22 protein-coding genes, 1 rRNA gene and 1 riboswitch are annotated in these 22256 nt (G+C 62.7%); of the genes, 15 read left to right on the top strand and 8 right to left on the bottom strand.

Going from position 1 to position 22256, the window contains the following annotated elements; genetic code table 11:
• From rrf to ACS3WB_RS14875, 4 genes are all read left to right on the top strand, one after another.
• A 5S ribosomal RNA gene (rrf, locus tag ACS3WB_RS14890) occupies window positions 1-100 on the top strand; the annotation flags it as partial.
• A gap of 246 nt (window positions 101-346) precedes the next feature.
• Entirely contained in the window at window positions 347-943 is a 597-nt protein-coding gene (locus ACS3WB_RS14885) for a hypothetical protein (RefSeq protein WP_438276268.1), read from the top strand.
• Between the two features lie 447 nt (window positions 944-1390).
• The gene (locus ACS3WB_RS14880; RefSeq protein ID WP_438276267.1) at window positions 1391-2911 is read left to right on the top strand and encodes an FAD-dependent oxidoreductase; all 1521 of its coding nucleotides are present in this window, start codon (window positions 1391-1393) and stop codon (window positions 2909-2911) included.
• A 143-nt stretch (window positions 2912-3054) separates the two neighbouring features.
• Window positions 3055-3597, top strand: coding sequence for a methylated-DNA--[protein]-cysteine S-methyltransferase (locus ACS3WB_RS14875; RefSeq protein WP_438276271.1), 543 nt, complete (start codon window positions 3055-3057; stop codon window positions 3595-3597).
• Between the two features lie 46 nt (window positions 3598-3643).
• Here ACS3WB_RS14875 and ACS3WB_RS14870 read toward each other — a convergent pair whose 3' ends face one another.
• A complete protein-coding gene (locus ACS3WB_RS14870) occupies window positions 3644-4261 on the bottom strand; it encodes a glutathione S-transferase family protein (RefSeq protein WP_438276266.1) in 618 nt (205 codons plus the stop codon).
• 238 nt (window positions 4262-4499) lie between these two features.
• Here ACS3WB_RS14870 and ACS3WB_RS14865 point away from each other — a divergent pair, with 238 nt between their 5' ends.
• Window positions 4500-4913, top strand: a complete 414-nt coding sequence (locus tag ACS3WB_RS14865; protein ID WP_438276265.1) for a DUF3775 domain-containing protein — start codon at window positions 4500-4502, stop codon at window positions 4911-4913.
• Window positions 4914-5105: 192 nt separating this feature from the next.
• Window positions 5106-7661: a TIGR02302 family protein gene (locus ACS3WB_RS14860; protein ID WP_438276264.1), complete on the top strand. Its 2556-nt coding sequence runs from the start codon at window positions 5106-5108 to the stop codon at window positions 7659-7661.
• Here ACS3WB_RS14860 and ACS3WB_RS14855 read toward each other — a convergent pair.
• Together ACS3WB_RS14855 and ACS3WB_RS14850 are read right to left on the bottom strand one after the other, a co-directional pair.
• Window positions 7655-8041: a response regulator gene (locus tag ACS3WB_RS14855; protein WP_438276263.1), complete on the bottom strand. Its 387-nt coding sequence runs from the start codon at window positions 8039-8041 to the stop codon at window positions 7655-7657. The two genes, ACS3WB_RS14860 and ACS3WB_RS14855, sit on opposite strands and share 7 nt — an antisense overlap.
• 3 nt (window positions 8042-8044) lie before the next feature.
• Window positions 8045-8875, bottom strand: coding sequence for an MJ0042-type zinc finger domain-containing protein (locus tag ACS3WB_RS14850; protein WP_438276262.1), 831 nt, complete (start codon window positions 8873-8875; stop codon window positions 8045-8047).
• Window positions 8876-8892: 17 nt separating this feature from the next.
• On the opposite strand from ACS3WB_RS14850, the gene ACS3WB_RS14845 reads away from it, so the two are divergent.
• The 5 genes from ACS3WB_RS14845 (at window position 8893) to ACS3WB_RS14825 (ending at window position 12539) form a co-directional block, all read left to right on the top strand.
• Entirely contained in the window at window positions 8893-9102 is a 210-nt protein-coding gene (locus ACS3WB_RS14845; RefSeq protein WP_438276261.1) for a hypothetical protein, read from the top strand.
• A gap of 86 nt (window positions 9103-9188) precedes the next feature.
• Complete coding sequence (gene ftsE, locus ACS3WB_RS14840) at window positions 9189-9848, top strand: cell division ATP-binding protein FtsE (RefSeq protein ID WP_292610086.1); 660 nt, start codon at window positions 9189-9191, stop codon at window positions 9846-9848.
• Complete coding sequence (locus ACS3WB_RS14835; RefSeq protein WP_438276260.1) at window positions 9841-10812, top strand: cell division protein FtsX; 972 nt, start codon at window positions 9841-9843, stop codon at window positions 10810-10812. Before ftsE ends, ACS3WB_RS14835 begins: the two co-directional genes overlap by 8 nt.
• Before the next feature lie 95 nt (window positions 10813-10907).
• Complete coding sequence (locus ACS3WB_RS14830) at window positions 10908-11627, top strand: YdcF family protein (RefSeq protein WP_438276259.1); 720 nt, start codon at window positions 10908-10910, stop codon at window positions 11625-11627.
• Window positions 11628-11765: 138 nt separating this feature from the next.
• A complete protein-coding gene (locus ACS3WB_RS14825) occupies window positions 11766-12539 on the top strand; it encodes a lysophospholipid acyltransferase family protein (protein ID WP_438276258.1) in 774 nt (257 codons plus the stop codon).
• Window positions 12540-12801: 262 nt separating this feature from the next.
• On the opposite strand, the gene ACS3WB_RS14820 is transcribed toward ACS3WB_RS14825, so the two are convergent.
• Window positions 12802-13386, bottom strand: a complete 585-nt coding sequence (locus tag ACS3WB_RS14820) for a gamma-glutamylcyclotransferase (RefSeq protein WP_438276257.1) — start codon at window positions 13384-13386, stop codon at window positions 12802-12804.
• A 184-nt stretch (window positions 13387-13570) separates the two neighbouring features.
• Between ACS3WB_RS14820 and ACS3WB_RS14815 the strand changes: the two genes are divergently transcribed.
• Complete coding sequence (locus ACS3WB_RS14815; RefSeq protein WP_438276256.1) at window positions 13571-14767, top strand: DUF2125 domain-containing protein; 1197 nt, start codon at window positions 13571-13573, stop codon at window positions 14765-14767.
• 91 nt (window positions 14768-14858) lie between these two features.
• On the opposite strand, the gene ACS3WB_RS14810 is transcribed toward ACS3WB_RS14815, so the two are convergent.
• The 3 genes from ACS3WB_RS14810 to ACS3WB_RS14800 all read right to left on the bottom strand — a co-directional run bounded on the left by ACS3WB_RS14810 (window position 14859) and on the right by ACS3WB_RS14800 (window position 17873).
• Window positions 14859-15797, bottom strand: coding sequence for a prephenate/arogenate dehydrogenase family protein (locus tag ACS3WB_RS14810; protein WP_438276255.1), 939 nt, complete (start codon window positions 15795-15797; stop codon window positions 14859-14861).
• The gene (gene hisC / locus ACS3WB_RS14805) at window positions 15794-16891 is read right to left on the bottom strand and encodes a histidinol-phosphate transaminase (RefSeq protein WP_438276254.1); all 1098 of its coding nucleotides are present in this window, start codon (window positions 16889-16891) and stop codon (window positions 15794-15796) included. The genes ACS3WB_RS14810 and hisC overlap by 4 nt, the downstream gene beginning before the upstream one ends.
• 130 nt (window positions 16892-17021) lie before the next feature.
• A complete protein-coding gene (locus ACS3WB_RS14800) occupies window positions 17022-17873 on the bottom strand; it encodes a chorismate mutase (RefSeq protein WP_438276253.1) in 852 nt (283 codons plus the stop codon).
• Window positions 17874-18158: 285 nt separating this feature from the next.
• Window positions 18159-18238: riboswitch (SAM riboswitch) on the top strand.
• 92 nt (window positions 18239-18330) lie between these two features.
• Between ACS3WB_RS14800 and metX the strand changes: the two genes are divergently transcribed.
• The 3 genes from metX (at window position 18331) to ACS3WB_RS14785 (ending at window position 21147) form a co-directional block, all read left to right on the top strand.
• Window positions 18331-19530, top strand: a complete 1200-nt coding sequence (metX, locus tag ACS3WB_RS14795) for a homoserine O-acetyltransferase MetX (RefSeq protein ID WP_438276252.1) — start codon at window positions 18331-18333, stop codon at window positions 19528-19530.
• Between the two features lies 1 nt (window position 19531).
• Window positions 19532-20215 carry a methionine biosynthesis protein MetW gene (gene metW / locus ACS3WB_RS14790; RefSeq protein ID WP_438276251.1) on the top strand — a complete coding sequence of 228 codons (684 nt, stop codon included), beginning with the start codon at window positions 19532-19534 and terminating at the stop codon, window positions 20213-20215.
• A 335-nt stretch (window positions 20216-20550) separates the two neighbouring features.
• Window positions 20551-21147 carry a TIGR02594 family protein gene (locus ACS3WB_RS14785; protein ID WP_438276250.1) on the top strand — a complete coding sequence of 199 codons (597 nt, stop codon included), beginning with the start codon at window positions 20551-20553 and terminating at the stop codon, window positions 21145-21147.
• Window positions 21148-21309: 162 nt separating this feature from the next.
• Here the strand turns inward: ACS3WB_RS14785 and ACS3WB_RS14780 are convergent, their stop codons facing one another.
• The gene (locus ACS3WB_RS14780; protein WP_438276249.1) at window positions 21310-22095 is read right to left on the bottom strand and encodes an MOSC domain-containing protein; all 786 of its coding nucleotides are present in this window, start codon (window positions 22093-22095) and stop codon (window positions 21310-21312) included.
• Between the last annotated feature and the right edge of the window lie 161 nt (window positions 22096-22256).

The raw sequence follows: 22256 nt of genomic DNA, 5'->3' as shown, positions 1-22256 counted from the left end.
GAGGAGCTTGAACCCGATCCCATCCCGAACTCGGCCGTTAAACTCCTCAGCGCCAATGGTACTATGGCTTAAGCCCTGGGAGAGTAGGTCGCTGCCAGGCCTGCCAAGGACAATGATTTCCTCTTTGTGAATTTCTCTTCGCGTTACCAATAAAAACGCCGCTTCCGAAATGCTCCATGCATGACGGAAGCGGCTTTTTTTATGTTCCGTCGCTTGCGTGCCACGTGCCGGTATCAATTGACCATGATCGGCCGGTTCACAGGCCGTTCATTTCGAACCCCATAGCCTCAATGCCGTCATTTCATCCGCGCGAATCGTGAAGAACGGCCAGGCCGAGGAGAAAATCATGCGCGACATCGTTCGCTCCACCATTACCGGGATCGCTCTTGCCGGTCTCACCCTGTGCGCCACTGCTGTTTCGGCCGGCAACGCCTTCGCGCAGGCCAAACCTGCGCCCGCGCCGGTCGAAACTGCGCCGCCCGCTGATGCGCCGATCAAGCAGATCGCGCTCACCGACAAGCAGATCGAAGGCGTGCTCGCGGCGCAGAAGGACATGGATGCGCTCGACGACAAGCTGCCGGACAATCCGAATGTGAAACCGGATTCGAAGGTCATCACGCAGCTCGACGCGATCGCGAAGAAATCGGGCTTTGCAAGCTACGCCGAATACACCAACGTGATCGACAATATCAGTCTCGTGCTCGGCGGTTTCGATCCCACCACCAAGAAATACATTGGCGTGCAGGAGGTTTTGAAACAGCAGATTGCCGCGGTGCAGGCCGACACCAAGATGCCGGCCAAGGAAAAGAAGCAGGCGCTCGATGACATGAATGCGGCGTTGCAGACGCCGCCGCCCGTGATCGAGAACAAAGGCAATATCGATCTCGTCGCCAAATACTACGACAAGCTTGCTGGCGCGCTGTCCGAGTCCGAGGACGAATAAATCAACCTTTCGGGTGCCGGAAGATGGTCTTGAGGGGCCGCGAAGATAGACGGGCCATAGCGAAAAAAGACGTGGATCGCCGCGGATAGGCGAGCGGAAGCGATCCCGTTCTTTGAGCGGTTATGCCTGGCCATGACCGAGCGGTGCGTTCCATCATAACGCGAACCGCTCGACGGTAATTTTACCGGTAATCGCCTCGGATCAGGCCCGAGGGCGTGCTTCGCTCAAAAATATCCTGAAATCAGAATCGTTGTCTGCTGCGGAGAAAACGGCAGGCGGCGAAGCTCGCTCGGCGCGGCACGACTCCTTTGCGCCGCGGAACCTTTTTCGTTTCCTTCGCTCTTAACACGTGAACTTGCCGTATCCGCGCTGGTGTGAAACCGTGCGGATCGCGAATGTCTGCATGGCTCGCATCCGGCGGCCGCGTAACCACGGAGGACCAGATAGATGGCTGAGGAGCAGGCTCAACCGAGCGGACCGGACCTGACGCAGGGTGTTGATCCCGGCGCTTTCAAGGACGGCAAGCTGGTCGGCCATGTCGGGGAGCGAGAGATCCTGCTGGTGCGCGAAGGTTCCGAGATTTTCGCGATCGATGCGCACTGCAGCCACTACCACGGGCCGCTTGCCGACGGGCTCGTCGTCGACGGCACCGTTCGCTGTCCATGGCATCACGCCTGCTTCGACCTGCGCACCGGAGAGGCGACCCGCGCTCCCGCCTTCAACGCGCTCGACGTGTGGGAGGTCGAGCAGCGCGACGGCCGGATCTTCGTCCGCGGAAAACGCGAGCGTCCGGCGAGCAAGATCGCCAAGCCCGATCATCCCGAAAAGATCGTGATTGTCGGCGGCGGTGCGGCTGGCTTTGCGGCTGCCGAGATGCTGCGGCGCCAGGACTACAAGGGCGAGATCGTGATGCTGAGCAGCGACGATGCACCGCCGGTCGACAGGCCCAACCTGTCGAAAGACTATCTCGCCGGCTCCGCGCCCGAGGACTGGCTGCCGCTCCGCCCCGATGACTTCTACCAGCAGGCCGGCATCGATTTGCGGCTGGGCACGACGGTTAACGCCATCGATCCGGATAAACGCCAGCTCACGACCACGGGCGGCACCGTCGGTTACGACCGGCTGTTGCTGGCGACCGGCGCCGAACCGCTCCGGCTGCCGATTCCCGGCGCCAACCTGCCGCACGTCCATACCTTGCGCACGCTCAAGGATTGCCGCGCCATCATCGAGGCGGCGAAGTCGGCGAGCCGGGTGGTCGTCATCGGTGCGAGTTTCATCGGCCTTGAAGTTGCGGCGTCGTTGCGCGCCCGCGATATCGAGGTCCATGTCGTCGCGCCGGAACTACGCCCGATGGAACGCATCCTCGGTGCGGAGATGGGCGATTTCGTCCGCGCGCTACACGAGGAACACGGCGTTATCTTCCATCTGGAGGACACCGTTGCCGCGATCGGCGAGCAGAAGGTGACACTCGGCAGTGGCGAAACGCTAGATGCCGATTTCGTCGTTTTTGGCGTCGGTGTGAAACCACGCCTGGAGCTTGCCGAAAAAGCGGGGTTGAAGATCGACCGCGGCGTGCTCGTCAACGAGTTCCTCGAAACCAGCGCGCCCGGTATCTACGCAGCCGGAGACATCGCACGCTGGCCGGACTCTCATTCCGGGGACAACATCCGCGTCGAGCACTGGGTGGTGGCGCAGCGTCAGGGACAGGTTGCCGCGCGCAACATGCTGGGACACCGCGAAAAGTTCGACGCGGTGCCGTTCTTCTGGAGCCAGCACTACGACGTGCCGATCAACTATGCCGGCCACGCGTCGAAGTGGGACGATATCGAGGTCGACGGTAGCGTTGCGGACAGGGATTGCCTGCTGCGTTACAGGCATGAGGGCCGCGTGCTTGCGGTGTCATCGATCTACCGCGACATCGACCACCTCAAGGCCGAAGTGGCGATGGAGCGCGCCGTCACGTCGTGAAGTTGGCCCGCTGCCTACTACCGGCACCGGGCTGAGGAATCGTTCGGCCGGGCATATTTCTTGCCGGAATCCGGGTGGATCGCAGCATGCTCCAATCCTAGTTTCCGATGAGGGGCCTGGAGACGGAGCGGCCTATGGGTGACGTGAAGGACTGCAAGTTCGCGCTGTTCGAGACCGCGATCGGCACATGCGGCGTCGTCTGGACTATGCGCGGCATCAAGGCCGTGCAACTGCCGCTGCCGGACGAGAACAAGACCCGGATCCGCATTCGCCAGCGTTATGGCGAACTCGCGGAGGCGATCCCGCCGACCGGCGTGCAGTCCACGATCGACGGCATGATCGAATTGCTCGATGGCGAGCCGAGGGATCTGTCCGGCGCAGCGCTCGATCTCGACGGCGTTCCCGATTTCCATCGCGATGTTTACGACATCGCCCGCACGATTCGGCCGGGCCGGACCATGACCTATGGCGAGATTGCCAAACGGCTTGGCGGCGTCGAACTGTCGCGTGACGTCGGTCAGGCCCTCGGCAGCAATCCGTGTCCGATTGTGGTGCCATGCCATCGCGTGCTCGCCGCCGGTGGCAAGCCGGGAGGTTTCTCGGCGAACGGCGGCGTCGTCACCAAGCTGAAGATGCTCGCCATCGAGGGCGCGGCCGTCAATTATACGCCAAGCCTGTTCGATTGAATTGTTCGGATGAAGCGGATGCCGGCCGGTCGGCATGGGAACCTTGTCACGCCGCGGGCGGCGCCGAAATCTTCACCGAAGGACGCTGAATCATTTTGTCGTGGAATGCGACGAGGTTCGGATAAGCCTTGCGCCAGCCGCTATCCGCAAAACGGAAGTCGGCGTAACCGAGCACGCAGGTGAGTGCGATCTGTGCGACATCCAGCGGTCGCGACAGCAGGTCGCTTTGCTTGTCGAAATGCGCCATGCCGGTCCAAACCCGATGCCAGTGATCGTCGGCCCATCCCTGCCAGTAGAACTCCTTCGGGCGCACCGCTTTTTCGTACCGGCACAGCACCATGGAATCGAGCATGCCTTGCGCGATCGAATGATCCGTTTTGATCTTCCAGCGCGCCGGACCCGAAGCCGGAATCAGCTTTCCGCCGCCCGCGATCTCGTCGAGGTATTCGACGATGACATAGGAATCGAGAATCACGCTGCCGTCGTCAAGGATCAGCGCCGGCAGCTTCTTCAGCGGATTGACGTCGCGCGAATATTTGTCGTCGGGCTTGCCGGGCGCGAGAGCAGCGGGCACCAGCTCGATGGTGTCGATCAGCCCAAGCTCGATGGCGGCGATGCGAACCTTGCGGGCAAAGGGCGAGGTCGGCGAGAAAATCAACTTCATAATCAATGCCTCAAGCGCCGGTCGCGCCCCTCGACTTGTTCTTTGGTCCTGAGCTGTTCACAAAATGACGAGCGTGCATTCGACAACCATTCACCCCGTTTCGCAAGGATCGCGGGAGCATCGGATCGCGGGGTCTTTCGGGTTCGAAAATTTCGTCCGCAATTTGCCTCGCGTCACGATGATTGGGATCAACCTGGCAGCCTTTGCGTTGGCGTTCTCGAACAAAGGAGTATCGCCAATGCCGGATCTTGCCATTTCGCCGGAAAAGGTTGGTTTTCTTATCGAGAAAGCGCGCGAGTTCGATGCCAAGGAGGCGTCGACGGACCCGGATTCCGGCTCAAACGCCTCCGATGACAATATGATCGATGTGCTGACCGACAATGGTGACGACCCGGTGGTTCGCGAAATCACCGGGTTCATCAATTCGCTGTCCGAGGATGAGCAGATCGATCTGGTCGCACTGATGCGGCTCGGCCGGGGCGATGGCTCGATCGATGAATGGACGGATTTGCGGCGTGAGGCCGCAGAAGGACACAACTCCCGGACGGCCAGTTATCTGCTCGGCGAACCGCTTCTGAGCGATTTTCTCGCGGAAGGTCTCGACCAGTTCGGTCTGCCATGGGGCGACGAGCGCACCATGCCGGTAAGCTAGATCGTCGCGTCGGGGCAGCAACGGCCACCGGCCAACCAACGATGCCTCATTGCCGCCGCCGTGATAGGATGCTGTTTTCCAGCGTTTTTGAGCGAGGCGGGGACCGGTTCGCGTCAAGAAGACGCTTCAAAATAAAACGCTGGAGCCCGGCTTTGATTCCGTCAGAATGGCTCCAGCAATCCGGAGAGTTTGTTGACCGGCGTAACCCCAGATCCTTCCAGTCAGGACCGCGGCGAGCCTGCGGTGGGGCTTGGTCTGGCGCGAGCCCTGCGGCGCGCGAGATGGGCGATTGCATGGGAAAGAGCCTGGCCGCACCTTGCGCGGCTGCTCTCCGTCGCCGGACTGTTCCTGGCGGCATCGTGGGCGGGACTGTGGCTCGAATTGCCGGCGACGGGACGCGCCGTCGCCTTGGCTGCCTTTGTCCTGCTGGCGCTTGCTGCTGTGGTGCCCGCCGTCAGGTTCCGCTGGCCGAGCCGCGAGGAAGGGCTGAGCCGGCTCGACCGCAGCGCCGGTCTGCGTCATCGGCCGGTGACCGCGCTCGCGGATACTGTCGCAACGCGGGATCCGGTTGCGCTGGCGTTGTGGCAGGCGCAGCGCGCGCGCACGCTGGCCTCGATCAAGCGCATCCGCGCCGGGCTGCCCTCGCCACGCCTGCCGATGCATGATCGCTGGGCGCTGCGCGCGCTGGTGGTGGTGCTGATGATCGTGACCTATATCGCCGCCGGGGGCGAGCGAACCGAGCGGGTGGCCGCCGCGTTCGATCTGAACGGCATGTTGACCCCGGCCAATGTCAGGGTCGATGCCTGGGTCGCGCCGCCGCCTTATACCGGCAAGCCTCCGGTCATTCTGTCTGCGACGAACAAGGATGCGGGCCTGTCCGATACCGCGCTTCCGGTCCCGGCGGGCAGCACGCTGATCGTCCGTTCGAGCGGAAGCAGCCTCGATGTCGCGGTCAGCGGCGGGGTGACCGAAAAGACTCCGGTCGATAACGCTCCCGAAGGCACGAACGAGCGGCACTTCACCATCGCAACGGATGGCACGGCGCATGTGCGCGCGCCGTCGGGGCAGCCGAAATGGACGTTCAATGCTACCCCCGATCGCGTTCCGGTCATATCGCTGGCCAAGCCACCGGAACGTCAGGCCCGTGGATTGCTGCAACTGTCCTATCGCATGGAGGACGACTACGGCGTAACCGAAGCCCACGCAGTCTTTTCGGCCCGAACCGGGTCCTCTGCAAAAAATGGCGTGACCCCGCGTCCGCTGTTCGATCCGCCGCAGTTCGCGCTGGTGTTGCCGAACGCCAGGCCCCGCAGCGGGGTCGGGCAGACCGTCAAGGATCTGAGCGAGAGTCCCTATGCCGGCGCCGATGTGACCCTGACGCTGAGCGCGCGCGACGACGCAGGCAACGAGGGGCACAGCGAGCCGTTCGACCTGCGCCTGCCGGAACGTGTGTTCACCAAACCGCTGGCTCGCGCGCTGATCGAGCAGCGTCGCATCCTGGCGCTGGACGCCAATCAGAGCAGGCAGGTCCATACGGCGCTCGATGCGCTTCTGATCGCGCCCGAGGTGTTCACTCCCAAGGTGGGGGAGTATCTCGGCCTTTACAGCGTCACGAAGCAGCTTGAGGAAGCGCGCATCGACACCCAATTGCGCGAGGTCGTCGGCAACCTCTGGGCGCTCGCCGTCAGCATCGAGGATGGCAATATCACCGACGTCGACAAGGCGCTACGTGCGGCGCAGGACGCGCTGAAGGAGGCGTTGGAGCGCGGTGCGAGCGACGAGGAGATCAAGAAGCTTACCGAGAACCTGCGCGCGGCGCTGGACAAATATCTGAAGCAACTGGCCGAACAGATGCGCGACAATCCGCAGCAACTGGCGCGCCCGCTCGATCGCAACACCCGCGTGATGAGTCAGCGCGACCTCGACAACATGATCGAGCGCATGGAGCGGCTGTCGCGCTCCGGTGACAAGGACGCCGCCAAGCAGTTGCTGGAGCAGTTGCAGCAGATGCTCGAGAATCTCCAGATGGCGCAGCCGGGCCAGGGCGAGGACGGAGACCTGCAGCAGTCGCTGAATGAACTCGGCGACATGATCCGCAAGCAGCAGCAGTTGCGCGACAGGACCTACAAGCAGGGTCAGGACTCCCGGCGCGACAGCATGCACGACAACAATCAGGACAGCCACCATGCGATGGATGGCTTGCAGCAGGACCAGCAGGCGCTGCAAGACAGGCTGAGGACGTTGCAGCAGGAGCTTGCCAGGCGCGGAATGGGACCGCCTCAGCGTGACAGGCCGGGTCAGGACGGCGAGCAAGAATCGCAAGCCGACCAGAGTCATGGCGAGGACGGCCTCGGTCAGGCCGATACCGCCATGGGCGACGCCGGCGGACGGCTTGGCGAAGGCAATGCCGAGGGTGCCGTCGATGCGCAAGGCCGCGCGCTCGAGGCGTTGCGCAAGGGTGCCCGGAGCCTTGCCGAAGCCATGCAGCAGGGCGACGGCGAGGGGCAGAGCGAGGATGGTCCGGGCAGTCGGGCGGGCAACCGGCAGAGCGGCGGCAACCAGACCGATCCGCTGGGACGGCCGTTGCGTGGCCGGGAATTCGGCAATGATTCAAGCGTCAGGATTCCCGGCGAGATCGACGTGCAGCGGGTGCGCCGCATTCTCGAAGAGCTGCGTCGCCGTTTTGCCGATCCGTCACGGCCGAAGATCGAACTCGACTATATCGAGCGGCTGCTCAAGGATTACTGATCGTTGCGCAAGCGTCGTTCGGCTAGCGCATCGGCGACGGCGGTGCGGATATCGGCCACCGAAAACGGCTTGGTGATGACGTCGTGGACGATAGCGCTGAGGCCCGATGCGCGCTCGCGCTGATCGGCGAACCCGGTCATCAACAGGATGACCAGATCGGGGAAATCGCGCGCGGCGGCCAGCGCCAGGGCGATGCCGTCCATGATCGGCATCTTGATGTCGGTGAGCAGAAGATCGAAGGCGCCTGCGTCGCCGGTCAGAATATCCAGCGCCTCGGCGCCGTCGGCCGCGGTCACCGTTTCGTGGCTGTCCATGGCGATGGCGCGGGCGACCAGCGACCGCATCGAGTCCTCGTCGTCGGCGATGAGAACGCGCGCCACGGTTTATGCTCCGCTTCCCGTGGCAAGGTCCTGCCGGTTGAAAAAACGAACGTCGATATTGCGGCCTTCCGCCGGCGGCGACGCCAGCCGCGAACGGAACCAGGCGTTCTCGCCGGGTTTGAGCGCGGCCTGTTCGAGCACCGCATTCCACGCATAGATTTCCGTGCCGTGCGCGTCACGGACGCTGAAGCGTAGGCGCGGCAGTTCGACGGCTTTGCGGGTCTGCGCCACGATCATCCCTTCGATGACCAGTACGGGTTTGCCGTTGACTGTTTCGGTCGACATCTTGACGTCCTTGAATGACAGTCCACGCAAGTTCACCTCCAGCCCGGCCAGTCGGTAGAACGCTGCGGTTTGCGGCAGCAGCCGCACTATCTCCGTGCGCCAGATCACCAGCGCCAGCACCATGGCGGCCATGGCGACACAGACGGTGTTCAGATTCACCGAAGGCCGGCGCAACGTGAGTTTCGGCTTGAGCAGTCCGCGGAGTCGCGAGGCAACCGGACTCTTGTGATCCTGAGGCGTATTGTCCTGCTGTGCCGGCGAGGTCCAGGCGCCGGCGAGTTCCTGCTGCGCGCCGCTGAGTTCCGGGGGCAGGTCGCTGGCGATCGACGGGCTGTCGACGGAGGGAATGGTCTCCGCGGGTTCGTTCCATCCCGCCGTTTCGTCCGCTCCCGCCATTGACGGAACGCGAGCCTCGGCGACGGCGATCTTTTCAGGCATTGCCCGCCACGTTTCCTTGCAGCGCGAGCAGCGCACGGTGCGGCCAGCATCGCCGAAAGTTGCGGAGTCGACCGCGTAGGATGTCGTACAATGAGGACAGATAATGTGCATGGACGAATCGCCGCAAAATGACGCTGTCCGAAGTCTATGCGCCGACCGTTAACGAATCGGAAACCATAACCGACGCAAAACGGGTCCGATCGACGCTTGCCGTTCCTGACCGCGGGAACGCGCAACAGCAGGGGCAGCGCAAGCTGTCGGCGTCTTCGTCCATCGGTCCGTGGGTGGATCGGAACTTCTTCTCATTTTCGCAAGGAGCGCGTCAAGGGAACTTCTGAACGACCCCGCTGACGTCCTTTCGAGTCCAAAGTTCGCGAAAGGACGCGCTGAGAATGTTGCGAACTTTGGATTCGGGACGCGAAGCTTGATCCGATTCGAAAATGTCGGCTTGCGCTACGGGCTCGGCCCGGAGATTTTGCGCGACCTCAGCTTTCAGGTTCCGGCTCATTCCTTCCAGTTTCTCACCGGTCCGTCGGGTGCGGGAAAGACGTCCCTGCTACGGCTGTTGTTTCTGTCGCTGCGGCCGACGCGGGGGCTGGTCAACCTGTTCGGTCAGGACGTCTCCCTGCTGGGCAAGGATGAAGTCGCCGATCTGCGCAAGCGTATCGGGATCGTGCTTCAGGACTTCCGCCTGCTCGACCATATGACGACTTACGAGAACGTTGCGTTGCCGTTCCGGGTGACGGGGCGCGATGAATCGACCTATCGGCGTGAAGTCATCGATCTGCTGAAATGGGTGGGCCTCGGCGAACGCATGGATGCGCTGCCGCCGGTGTTGTCCGGTGGCGAGAAGCAGCGTGCGGCAATCGCCCGTGCGGTGATTGCGCGCCCGCAACTGCTGCTGGCGGATGAGCCGACCGGCAATGTCGATCCGACGCTAGGGCGGCGGCTGCTGCGGCTATTCATCGAACTGAACAAATCCGGCACGGCGGTTATCATCGCCACCCACGATATCACGCTGATGGACCAGTACGACGCGCGGCGTCTGGTGCTGCATCAGGGACGGTTGCACGTCTATGAGTAACACGGGTGACGACCATGGCGTTTTAGTGGATCTCGGGCGGGAGCGCCCGCAGGTGCCGGCCCGCGCCCGCAACATGTCGCCGATCGTGCCGCGCGCTTCGATCTCCGGCCGCGCACTGGTCGCCGTCGTTGCCATCATGACGTTTCTCGCGTCGATTACGACCGGGGCGGTGCTGCTGGTCAGCGCCTCGGCGACGGAATGGCAGTCGGACGTCGCGAGCGAAATCACCATCCAGGTGCGGCCGGTCGCCGGACGCGACATCGAGCGCGACGTGACCGCCGTCGCCAGCGCGATGCGCGCGGAGCCCGGCATTCTCGACGTCAGGCCGTATACCAGGGAGGAGTCGAGCAAGCTGCTGGAGCCGTGGCTCGGCAGCGGCCTGTCGCTTGACGATCTGCCGGTACCCCGCATGATCGTTGCGCGAGCAGCGCCGGGGACCAGGCTCGACCTTGATGGGCTCCGTGGCCGCGTGACGCAGGTGGCGCCGTCAGCCAGCGTGGATGATCATCGCGCCTGGATCAATCGGATGCGATCGATGACCAATGCGACGGTGTTCGCAGGCATCGGTGTGCTCGCTTTGGTCATCATTGCAACGATCATTTCGGTGTCCTTCGCGACCCGGGGCGCGATGGCGGCCAATCGGCCAATCGTCGAGGTGCTGCATTTCGTCGGCGCGAGCGACCGCTACATCGCCAATCGTTTCCTGCGGCATTTCCTGCGGCTCGGGTTCGAGGGCGGCGCGATCGGCTGCGTCGCCGCCATGCTGATGTTCGGCTTCTCCGAATCGATCGCCACCTGGTTTTCCGGAACGCCGGTCGGAGACCAGTTCGCGGCGCTGCTCGGCACGTTCTCGTTGCGTCCCTCAGGCTATCTCGTTCTGGTGGCGCAGACGGTGCTGATCGCGGCGATAACCGCCCTGGCCGCCCGCCGCACGTTGTTTGCGACGCTGGACGAAATTGACTGAGTGGCTGTTTCAGGTCTGCTGCCCTACCCCGCGCGACCGGATTCCACTTCGCCCCAAAACGAACTAAAGTCGAGGTGACCAGGAATATCGAACGGATGAGTGAACAAGCGCGCCATGACAAGCCGGAAGCCACGCGCCAGTCGCCTGCGCGGCGTCGCGTCGGCATGCTCGCGGTGGTGGTTGCCGCAGCCGGGATCGCCTTTGTCGGTGCGGGAGTGGGCTTCGTCGGATTTCTGTCGCAACTGCGCGGTGTCGAAACGAAACCCGCCAGCAATGCCGACGGCATCGTCGTGCTCACCGGCGGCTCGTCGCGGATTTCCGACGCGATCGAACTTCTGGCCGGCGGCTACGGCAAACGGCTGCTGATCTCGGGCGTCCACCCCACCAATGGGGTCAGCGATATTTCGCGCTCCTTGCCGGATAGTGAGCGGCTGCTGACGTGCTGCGTCGATCTCGATCGTTCGGCGGTCAACACCCGGAGCAATGCCAGCGAGACGCGGCGCTGGGTCGATGAAAAGGGCTTCCACTCCCTGATCGTGGTGACCTCCAACTATCATATGCCCCGTGCCATCGTGGAATTGTCGCACGCGATGCCGGACACCACCCTGATTCCGTTCGCGGTGATCGGCGACAAGTGGCGCGAAGAGCCATGGTGGACGAGCGGCGCTACCTTGCGGCTGTTGCTGTCGGAATATGTCAAATACCTCGCCGCGGAGGCTCGGGTTCGTCTGGCTTATATCGGTCTCGAACCTTTCCCCGAGACCGCCGACCCGCCTGCCGGATCGGCCGAGCCGAAACGACCGCCCTCGGGTTAATGTATGATCCCGATCCAAAGGCCGCGCCATCGCAAAGTGGAAACCGGCTTTGCGATAGGAATATGTGCGGGTTATTGGTGAGGGCATTGCCTTGCGGCTGGCCGGATCCGCTTCCGGCGCCACGAAATTGGATCGTTGATGATTTTGATCTTTCTGCGTTCGCTGGTCTTCAACGTCCTGTTCTATCTGACGATGGCGATCTGGATCATTGCCGCGCTGCCGACCTTCGCGATGCCGCGCGCAGCCCTCGTCGGCATGGCGAAGGCCTGGGGGCGTTGGAACATCTGGCTGATGCGGGTGATCTGCGGCACGCGCGTGAGGATTCTCGGCGCCGGAAGGATTCCGAAAGGGCCGCTGATCATCGCCTCGAAGCATCAGTCGATGTGGGAGACTTTCGCCCTGTTCAGTCTCATTGACCAGCCGATCTTCATTCTCAAGCGCGAGTTGAAGTGGATTCCGTTTTTCGGCTGGTATCTGACGAAGACCGGCATGATCGGTATCGACCGCAAGGCCGGCATACGCTCGCTCAAGATGCTGGCCCGGATGACGCAGGAGCAGATGCGTCTCGGGCGTCAGCTTGTCATTTTCCCCGAGGGGACACGGCGGTCGATCGGCGCGCCGCCGGCATATAAAAGCGGCGTCGCCATGATCTATGCCGAGGCCAAGGTGCCGTGCGTGCCGGTGGCGCTCAATTCCGGCCTGTGTTGGCCGCGCCGCTCGTTCCTGCGTTATCCCGGAACGATTTCGGTCGAGTTCCTCGATCCGCTGCCGCCGAGACTACGGCGCGACGAATTCATGTCACGGCTGACGGCCTCGATCGAAGGAGCGACGACTGCTCTGGTCGAGGGGGAGCAGCGTGAGCAGGCGCGGTTGTTCGGACGGGTGCCGGACGCGCCGGAGACGGAGGATTAGAGCATGATCCCGAAAAGCGGAAACCGGTTTTCGGAAAAGATCATGCTCAAATAAAAGATAAGCGATGAGTTTGATTCAACGCACTTGAAACAGACTCTAGTGGGTCCGATTCTAACATTTGCATCCCGTTGCGGCAGGGAGTTTTTGCAAATGTTAGAATCAAAGACCACTCGCAACTATCAGGTTTCTAGTGGAGTTTTGAATTTCACATTCGCCTGACGGGTTTGCTGCAAAGTGGGTAGCGAATGTCAAATTCACTCCACTAGCCGCGCACCGGCGTATCGTCGCGCAGCAATTCCGCCAACTGATGAAGTTTCGGGTCGCGAAAGCCCTGTGCTTCGATCGACTTCACGGTGGACAGCACGTAGTCGCGATTATGTCCAGAGCGGCCGTGACCCTGCCGGACGTAACGAACCTGTTCCGCCAGCGTCAGCCGTCCGGCATACTGGACATGACCGCGATCGACGACATAAGCCAGCGCGCCGACCCGCCGGCGGGCATCGTCCTCGAGCCAGACGGATCGCATCACCTCGCGATAGACGTGAGTGGTCTGCTCGCGCGCGCGCAGATAAGCGATGGTGGCGTCGCGGTGGTCGGCCGCAACCCGGAATGCGATGCCCCGGCAGGCGCCTCCGCGGTCGAGGCCGAGAACCAGCCCCGGTTTCTCCGGCGTCCCGCGATGGTCGAACGAATAGACGCAGAGCGCCCGGTGCTCGCCGATCAGCCGCGCCGGCACCTGCTCGGCAAAGTCGAATCCCGGCCGCCACATCAACGAGCCATAGCCGAACACCCAGAAATCGGTATCGGAATGACCGGAACCCGGCTCGAATTGTCGTTGCATATTCATCGCGCATGCCTGGAGTGGGTTACGGAAAAACGCATCGCGTTTTCCGTTCGCATCCTGCTTGAAATATTGCAGACCAGGGCTGTCCGGCGAAGCGGAATTGAAGGGGGGCTGGTTTTGCCGGAACGGCGCGACTATTGTCCAAAGCAACCGCCGATTTGACAGATTCACGAGTGTACCTTCCTGCATGGCCGCCGACACCACGCCCCCCTCCAAGCATCGTCTTTGGCCCATTTTCGTCATGCCCGCGCTGGTGGTCATCGCCGCCGCGGCGTGGAGCGCGTTCTGGTTCTATTCCGCCTCGCAGGTCGACCGGACCGTCGACGCCTGGCGCGCGCGCGAAGCCGCGTCGGGTCGCATCTATGATTGCGGCAAACGGACCGTCGCGGGATTTCCATTCCGCCTGGAGGTTCACTGCTTGGATGCGACCGTCGAGCTGAGGTCGCAGACGGCCGATCAGGCCGCGGGCCAAATGTCGCCCGTGACCGCACGCCTCGGGGACATCTTTGTGATCTCGCAGATCTACACTCCGAGATTGCTGATCGCGGAATTCAAGGCTCCGGCGACGCTATACCAGCAGGGGCAGCCGGTGATGGTCGTCAACTGGAAGACTGCGCGCAGCAGCATTGTCGGATTGCCCGGAACGCCGCAGAGCGCTGACCTCGTATTCGACGATCCAGTGGTCGATCGCGTGGACGCCTCTGTCCAGACCCCGGTCGCACGTGCGAGCCACGTCGAGCTTCACGGCCGCATCGCGGAGAACTCCAAACCGGATCACCCGACGATCGAGACCGTCCTCGAATTGACGGGGGCAACGCTTCCCGACATTCACCCGGTGTTGACCAAGCCGTTCGATGCGGACGTTCGCGCGATGCTGCATGGGCTGAAGGATTTCACGCCAAAACCATGGCCGGTGCGGCTTCGCGAATTGCAGGCCGTGGGCGGCCGCATCGAGATCATGCAATCGCGGATCCAGCAGGGCGATCTGATTGCGATTGGCGCCGGCTCGCTCGGCCTCACCGCCGACGGACATCTTGACGGCGAGTTGCACATGACGGCGACGGGATTCGAGAATCTCATTCCGGCGCTCGGAATCCAGCAAATGCTGGAAGAGGGGGTTCCGCAGGGCACTCTCGACAAGGTTGCGCCGGGCGTGAAGACAGAAGACATCAACAATCTGTTCGGTGCGCTGGATCGGGCGATTCCGGGATTGGGCAAGGCTGTGCGCGAGAACGCCAATGCAGGGGTCACTGCGGGTCTTGCTGCGATCGGTCAGGAGGCAACGCTCGAAGGCAAGAAGGCGCACTCCTTCCCGTTGCGTTTCGTCGACGGCGCGGTTTTCATCGGGCCATTGAAAATCGCCCAGACGCCGCCGTTGTTCTGACATTGCCCCGACCGTCATAGGCGGGCTTGATCCGCATATCCATCAATCTTCGTAAGCAGATGGATTACCGGATCAGGTCCGGCGATGACTTCTAAGGCTTCTTTGCCGCGTTCGTCTGCAGCCGCCCGAAATCGGGAGCTGCGGAGTCCTGACCGATCTCGACGATGCCACGGCGGATCGCGCGGGTGCGGGTGAAGTGCTCGAACAACGCCTCTCCGTCGCCGCGGCGCATGGCGCGCGTCAGCTTGGAGAGGTCCTCGTTGAAGGTGCCGAGCATTTCCAGAACCGCATCCTTGTTGGACAGGAAAACGTCGCGCCACATGGTGGGGTCGGACGCCGCGATGCGGGTGAAGTCGCGAAAGCCGCCGGCGGAGAATTTCATCACTTCCGAGGACGTGACCTCGCCAAGTTCGTCCGCGGTGCCGACGATGGTGTAGGCGATCAGGTGCGGCAAATGGCTGGTGATCGCCAGCACCAGGTCGTGATGCTCGGGCGTCATGGTCTCGACCCTGGCGCCGATCGCGGTCCAGAATGCGCGCAGTTTTTCGACGGCGGCGCTATCCGTCCCCTCTGGCGGCGTCAAAATGCACCAGCGGTTGATGAACAGCTCGGCAAAGCCGGAATCCGGTCCCGAGTGCTCGGTGCCGGCAACCGGATGCGCGGGCACGAAATGAATGCTCGCGGGCAGATGCGGAGCCATGTCGCGGACGACCGCGCCTTTCACTGATCCGACGTCGGAGACGATCGCGCCAGGCTTGAGATGCGGCGCGATTTCCTGCGCTACCCCTCCGCAGGCCCCGACCGGGATGCAGAGGATCACGAGGTCTGCGTTATTAGCGGCTTCGGCATTGGTTTCCACCACGCGATCGGCGATGCCAAGCTCCATCACCCGCGCGCGCGTTTTCGCGGAGCGTGCGGTGACGACGATTTCTCCGGCGAGGCCACGCGCCCGCGCGGCACGCGCGATCGAACCGCCGATCAGTCCGAATCCGATCAGCGCGATCCGCTGGAACAGGGGCGCTGCGGTCATGTCTGCGCCATGAAGTCACGCAGGCCGTCTGCCACCAGGCGGTTGGCTTCCTCGGTGCCGATGGTCAGGCGGAGCGCGTGCGGCAGGCCGTAATTGTCAAGTGCGCGCAGCACCAGACCGCGTCTGGTCAGAAACGCATCGGCCTCCGACGCCGTCTTGCCCTTGGCGTCCGGGAAGTGGATCAGGATGAAGTTCGTCACGCTGGGCGTCACCTTGAGGCCGAGCCTGGTTATTTCATCCGTCAACCAGTTGCGCCACTTCTCCGTATGCGCTTTCGACATCTGGACGTGCGCTGTGTCCTCGATCGCGGCGGCGGCCGCAAGCATCGCCGGGGTCGAGACATTGAAGGGGCCGCGTATCCGGTTCACGGCCTCCACGATATGCGCCGGGCCGAACATCCAGCCGATGCGCAGCGCGGCCAGGCCATGGATCTTGGAGAAGGTGTGGGTCAGCACGGTATTCTCGGTCGTCGCCACCAGTTCGATGCCGAGTTCGTAATCGTTGCGCGACACATAATCGGAATAGGCTGCGTCGAGCACCAGCAGCACGTGCGACGGCAGTCCTGCGCGCAACCGCCTGACCTCGTCGAACGGCAGGTAGGTGCCCGTCGGATTGTTGGGATTGGCGAGCCAGACCATCTTGGTCTTCGGCGTCACGCGTTTGAGGATCGCGTCGACGTCGGCGGTGTAGTCGGTCTCCGGCGCAACGACGTTGGTCGCGCCGTTCGCCATGGTCGCGATCGGATAGACCAGAAAACCGTGCGTGGTCGAAATCGCCTCGTCGCCGGGGCCGAGATAGGTATGCGCCAGCAGGTTCAGGATTTCGTCGGACCCCGCGCCGCAGATAATGCGAGCCGGGTCGAGCCCGTAGGCGCGAGCGATGGCTTCGCGCAGCACGCGCGAGGTGCCTTCCGGATAGTCCTGAAGATGGGTTGCGGCATCGCGGTAAGCATCCATCGCCTTCGGCGACGGACCGAATGGCGTCTCATTGGCCGACAGCTTGAACATCTTGCGGCCTGCTTCCGGCACCGGGCTCTTGCCGGGCACGTAGGGCGCAATATCGAGAATGCCGGGATTCGGCACCGGTCGGGACATCATGAACTCCGGACTAGAGCATTTTCCGGCGAGGTGGATTCCGGTTCGGGTCAAGAAAATGCTCTCGATTAATAACTTGCGCGTATTCTGATCGCAAAATCCACTTTTGCGGAATACGCGCTGTCGGGACTTAAGCTCTGGCCGCCCCGCTGGAAGGCATCGTATAGCGCGTTGCGTGGCTGCCGACGAGGGCCGTCGAACGGACCGACGCGCCGGCCTCCAGCAGCGCCTTCTTGATCGCCTCGAAGCCGATATCTTTCGTCACCGACACCAGCAGCGCCGCGCCGTCGAAGGCGGCATCGGGCACGGCCACGATCTCGGCCAAGGGTGACAGCGCGTGGGCGGTATCGGCGTTCCAGCCGGAGACGCGCACGCTCCAGGTCTCCACTTCGGTCACCCGCGCATCGTCGGCGACGCGCGAGACCACGAAAACAGGCAGCGCCGCCGGATGGTCGGCACGTTCGATGAAAGGCAGGCGGGCGATGATCTTCGGCGCGCCGTCGGCTTCGAGCGCGAGCCACCACGGCGCGCGGCTCGAGGTCGCGGAGACCAAAGCAAGGTCGCCCTTGGAGCTGGCGACCGCCTCTACGGCGGCCTGCGCGCTGAAATGCGGCACGAAGGGCACCGTGAAGCCGAAATGGAAGCGCGCAGAATCCCGCATCGCGGATTCACCGAGCGACAGATCGGCGTGCAGCGAGAACGGCGCCTGCACATAGGTAAAGGTCGAGATGATGACGCGCCAGATGCTCTCGACGGTGTCGAGCGGCAGGATGCCACGATGACGCTGCGCCAGGCGGCGCATCATGTCGGCTTCGCGCGCCGGGCGGAACGCGGAGCCGACCTCCTGGGTCTGCTTCACCGAGATCAGGCGGTCGATGATGTCGCCTCGTCGCATCAGCAGGCTGTGAACCTGCTCGTCGATGGCGTCGATCTCTTTGCGCAGTTCCTGCAAGGAAGGTGGCGCGGGCGGTGCTTTGGTCATGGATGCCACTTGTCGGCCGCGGACGGGCGGCTATCGGTTCTGCCATTCCCATCCCGTTTCAAGGCGCGTCGTTTTGCGAGTCTCGGCACTAAAGGACATTTGCGCCGGTCCTTCGGCGAATTCGGTGCTTCGGTAAATAACGGGTCGCGAATGGTAAATGAATTTCCACCAGCGGCCGCATTGATAGGAAAGTAGGCGTACGAAAGCAAAGAAAACCTTGCCCTCGACGCGATCACCGTCGGCGGGAGTTGTGGCTTGTCTTGACGGAAACCGCATGCGGGATTAGTTTCCTGTGGTGGTCATTTGAGCCGGCCGGCTTGCAGCCACGTTAAACAACTCGCTAAACAGGCCGGGGACAGCAAAATCCTGATCCCGGCCGAACAGATGTTCAGGCCGGGTTTTTTATGGCCTGCGGTCCGGCGGTTTCTCGAAGCCGCGGGCGGAGGTCAGTGACAGGATGGTAAACGTGCAATCGATACCGGGCCCGGCTCAAGCCGAGTATCGAGCCCAGGAAACGGACCATCCCACCTCGCAGGTCGCGACGTTCGGCAGCGACCAGCCGCTGCAGCTCGACTGCGGTATTGATCTCGCGCCTTTCCAGATTGCCTATCAGACCTACGGCAAGCTAAATGCCGGAAAATCAAACGCCATCCTGATCTGCCATGCGCTGACCGGCGATCAGCATGTTGCCAACGTCCATCCGGTCACCGGCAAACCGGGTTGGTGGGTGACGCTTGTAGGACCCGGCAAGCCGCTCGATACCGACAAGTACTTCATCATCTGCAGCAACGTGATCGGCGGCTGCATGGGCTCGACCGGCCCGGCCTCGACCAATCCAGCGACCGGAGTCGTGTGGGGGCTGGACTTTCCCGTTATCACCATCCCCGACATGGTGCGCGCGCAGGCCATGCTGATCGATCGGCTCGGCATCGACACGTTGTTTTCCGTGGTCGGCGGCTCGATGGGGGGCATGCAGGTCCTGCAATGGTGCGCGGCTTATCCACGGCGCGTGTTTTCAGCGCTGCCGATCGCGTGCAGCACGCGCCACTCCGCGCAGAACATTGCGTTTCACGAGCTGGGTCGGCAGGCGGTGATGGCCGATCCCGACTGGCGCGACGGTCGCTATGTCGAGCAGGGCACCCATCCGCACCGCGGTCTCGGCGTGGCGCGGATGGCCGCGCACATCACCTATCTGTCGGACGCGGCGCTGCATCGCAAATTCGGACGCCGGATGCAGGACCGCGAACTGCCGACGTTTTCCTTCGATGCGGACTTTCAGGTCGAGAGCTACCTGCGTCACCAGGGTTCCTCCTTCGTCGAGCGCTTCGATGCCAACAGCTATCTCTATCTGACGCGGGCGATGGATTATTTCGACATCGCGGCCGACCATGACGGCGTGCTGGCGGCTGCGTTTCGCGGTACCCGGACCCGGTTCTGCGTGGTGTCGTTCACTAGCGACTGGTTGTTCCCGACCTCGGAATCCCGCGCCACCGTTCATGCGCTGAACGCCGGCGGCGCGCGTGTCTCGTTCGCAGAGATTGAAACCGATCGCGGCCACGACGCCTTTCTGCTCGACGTTCCCGAATTTTTCGACATCGCGCGGGCTTTCCTGGAATCGGCAGGCGACAGCCGCGGGCTGACGGCAACAGGCGAGTGAGATGAGCGCACCGCAACCCACTCTGCCGCCGGACGACAGCGCGCCACCCCGAAAGCGCTATCGCCAGAAAGGCCGTTATCGTGGCGATCATCTCCTGCTGGCCGAGATGATCGAGCCCAACTCGAAGGTCCTTGACGTCGGCTGCGGCGACGGCGACCTCCTGCAACTGCTCGAGACGCGCGGCGTCGACGGTCGCGGCATCGAACTGTCGCGCGAGGGCGTCAATCACTGCGTTGCCAAGGGGCTCGCCGTGGTGCAGGGCGATGCCGATACCGATCTCGTCAACTACCCCGACGACGCCTTCGACTACGTCATCCTCTCGCAGACCTTGCAAGCCACGCGGCAGCCGAGGGTGGTGCTGGAAAACCTGCTGCGGATCGGCCGTCGTGCCATCGTATCGTTTCCGAATTTCGGCTACTGGAAGATGCGGGTTCAATTGCTTGTCGGCGGCCACATGCCGCGTACGGAGAACCTGCCGGCGACCTGGTACGATACGCCAAACATCCATTTCTGCACGATCAAGGATTTCGTTCAGCTCTGCGACGAGATCAACGTCAAGATGGAGCGTGCGGTCGCACTCGATCTTTACGGGCGGCCGCTGCGATTCAATGCGCCATGGTGGTTCTGGAACATGTTCGGGGAGCAGGGCGTGTTTCTGCTCAGCCGGGCAGAGAAGACCAGATAACCATCAGGCAGCACGGGCGTTATCGCTTTTTTAACCAATTCGCCGAGGCCCGCGAAGCTCCGATTCGGTACGAAATCGGGGTACGAAGAAGATTCGTCAATCCTGTGAGCCAGCTCTCCACAGGATGAGATTATATCAATAAAACAGTTGGTTACATAAATTAAAAGGCTGACCGCACCCAACTGCATTGCTGATATGCGATAAACGCAACCCAGGTATGACTTCCAAATCCCTAACTCCCGTGGTTTCAAAGCGCCGCGTTTTCCCGTCACAACATAATCGCGGATTTACCGTGAAGCGTGGGGGGAAGTGGGAGGTATTACAGGGGAGCAAGTATGTTTCAGTTAGTTGCGTTGCGCCGGCTGCCGCGTATCCTGGCACTGGCGGTTGGTTCGTTGGCGGTGGTTGCATTCGCGGCGCCGGCCTCGGCAAGGCCTCATCATCGCGCGGGACATCACGCGCACGTTCATCACCACAAGCATCATCATCATCACGCCCGCCACCACCGGCATCGCCATTACCATCACAGATACCGGCACGCTTCACGGAGCGCTGAAGAAACCGGTTTCTCGGGCGGCGGCTTCGTTTCGAATATCGTTGCCGAAGCCCGCCGCTACATCGGCGGCAATCCGACCGGCCGCAGTCGGCTCTGGTGCGCCCGCTTTATGAACATGGTCCTGAAACGCTCCGGGCATCAGGGGACCGGCTCGGACATGGCGAGTTCGTTCGCGCACTACGGACGGCGGGTCTCCGGCCCGCAGGTCGGCGCTATCGCCGTCATGGGCCGGCGTGGCGGTGGCGGCCATGTCGGCGTCGTCAGCGGTGTGGATCGGCGTGGCAATCCCATTATCGTTTCGGGCAACCATGGCCATCGCGTTGCTGAGGCGGTCTATCCGCGCGGCCGCATCTACGCCTACGTTATCCCCAACTGAGGCATGTTGAGGTCCCGCTGTCGCCCCTCCCTTCAATACGGGGAGGGGCGGCGGTGAAACAGGGCGGGCAGACACGCATCGGCGCGATCCGCTTCTTCGGCAAGGATTTAAAAACCGATTTCATCGGGTGCGCCTTCATCCTGAGCGAAACTGATCGCTCACCTACAGGAGCGATTCCCGCAGCGTCTCGACCTTGTCGTCGATCCTGACCGTGCCGCCGGTGACGACCTCGGCATAGATTCCGCAATCGCAATGCCCCAGCGTTCGCATCAGCGTGCGCGGAATGTCGAGATCGCGCGCCGCGGTGTCGGGATCGACGTTGGTAGCCGTACATCGGACGATGCGTTTGACCACCTTGAGGCGGATGTCGCCAATCGCGAGCGTGCGCTCGAGCAAGTCGAGTTCGCTCCAGGCAGGCCAACCACGGACGTAAAGATTGGCGCGGAAGCGTAGCGGGTGAACCGGTTGCCCGACCATCGTCTCGATGGCGGCTACGCTGCCGAGGTTGATGATCGAGACCACCTTCCTTGCGACGTCGGAGAAGCTGTGTCCGTTGCCGGCGAGAAGCTTCGGCGGTCCCTTGAGTTCCTGGGTGAAGTTCGCGCCGAAGAACTGTTCGACCGCAGCGCGGCCCTCGGCCGTTCCGAGATCGGCGCGCACCGCCTCTTCGCCATTGACGGCGATGGTGAGGATACGGCTGGCATCGTCGTAGCGGCTGCGAAGCGCGGCGAGACGCTCGTCGCGCATCAGCATCAGGAAACGCGATTTGGGAAAATAACGGGGCGCAGCCGGGTCGAAACCGGTGGGGCCGTTCTCGATGGCGTAGCTGCGGTCGCCCGGAACGGTCTTGCCGGGGCTCAGGATCGCAGAGGGCAAGGGCTCGGCAGACAGGCCCTTGACGGGATAACGGTAAAGAGCGGCCACGGCCGCATCAGGGACGGCAGACATAGGGTTCTTTAAGGGATTTGGACCGGCGATGCCATCGGCTTACAGCGGCAGCGTTTAAGGCTTGCGGCGTTGAAGCGTGGCGGCCTGAGCTGAAGAGGAAACCGTTTCGCGCCAAGAAAACACGCCGAATCAAAATCATAGAGATCCGCCTCTGCTCCGTT

This window comes from Nitrobacter sp., assembly GCF_051535215.1.
Classification (GTDB): Bacteria; Pseudomonadota; Alphaproteobacteria; order Rhizobiales; family Xanthobacteraceae; genus Nitrobacter.
The sequence above is the reverse complement of the archived record's forward strand: the minus strand, read 5'-3'. Positions and strand labels throughout refer to the sequence as shown.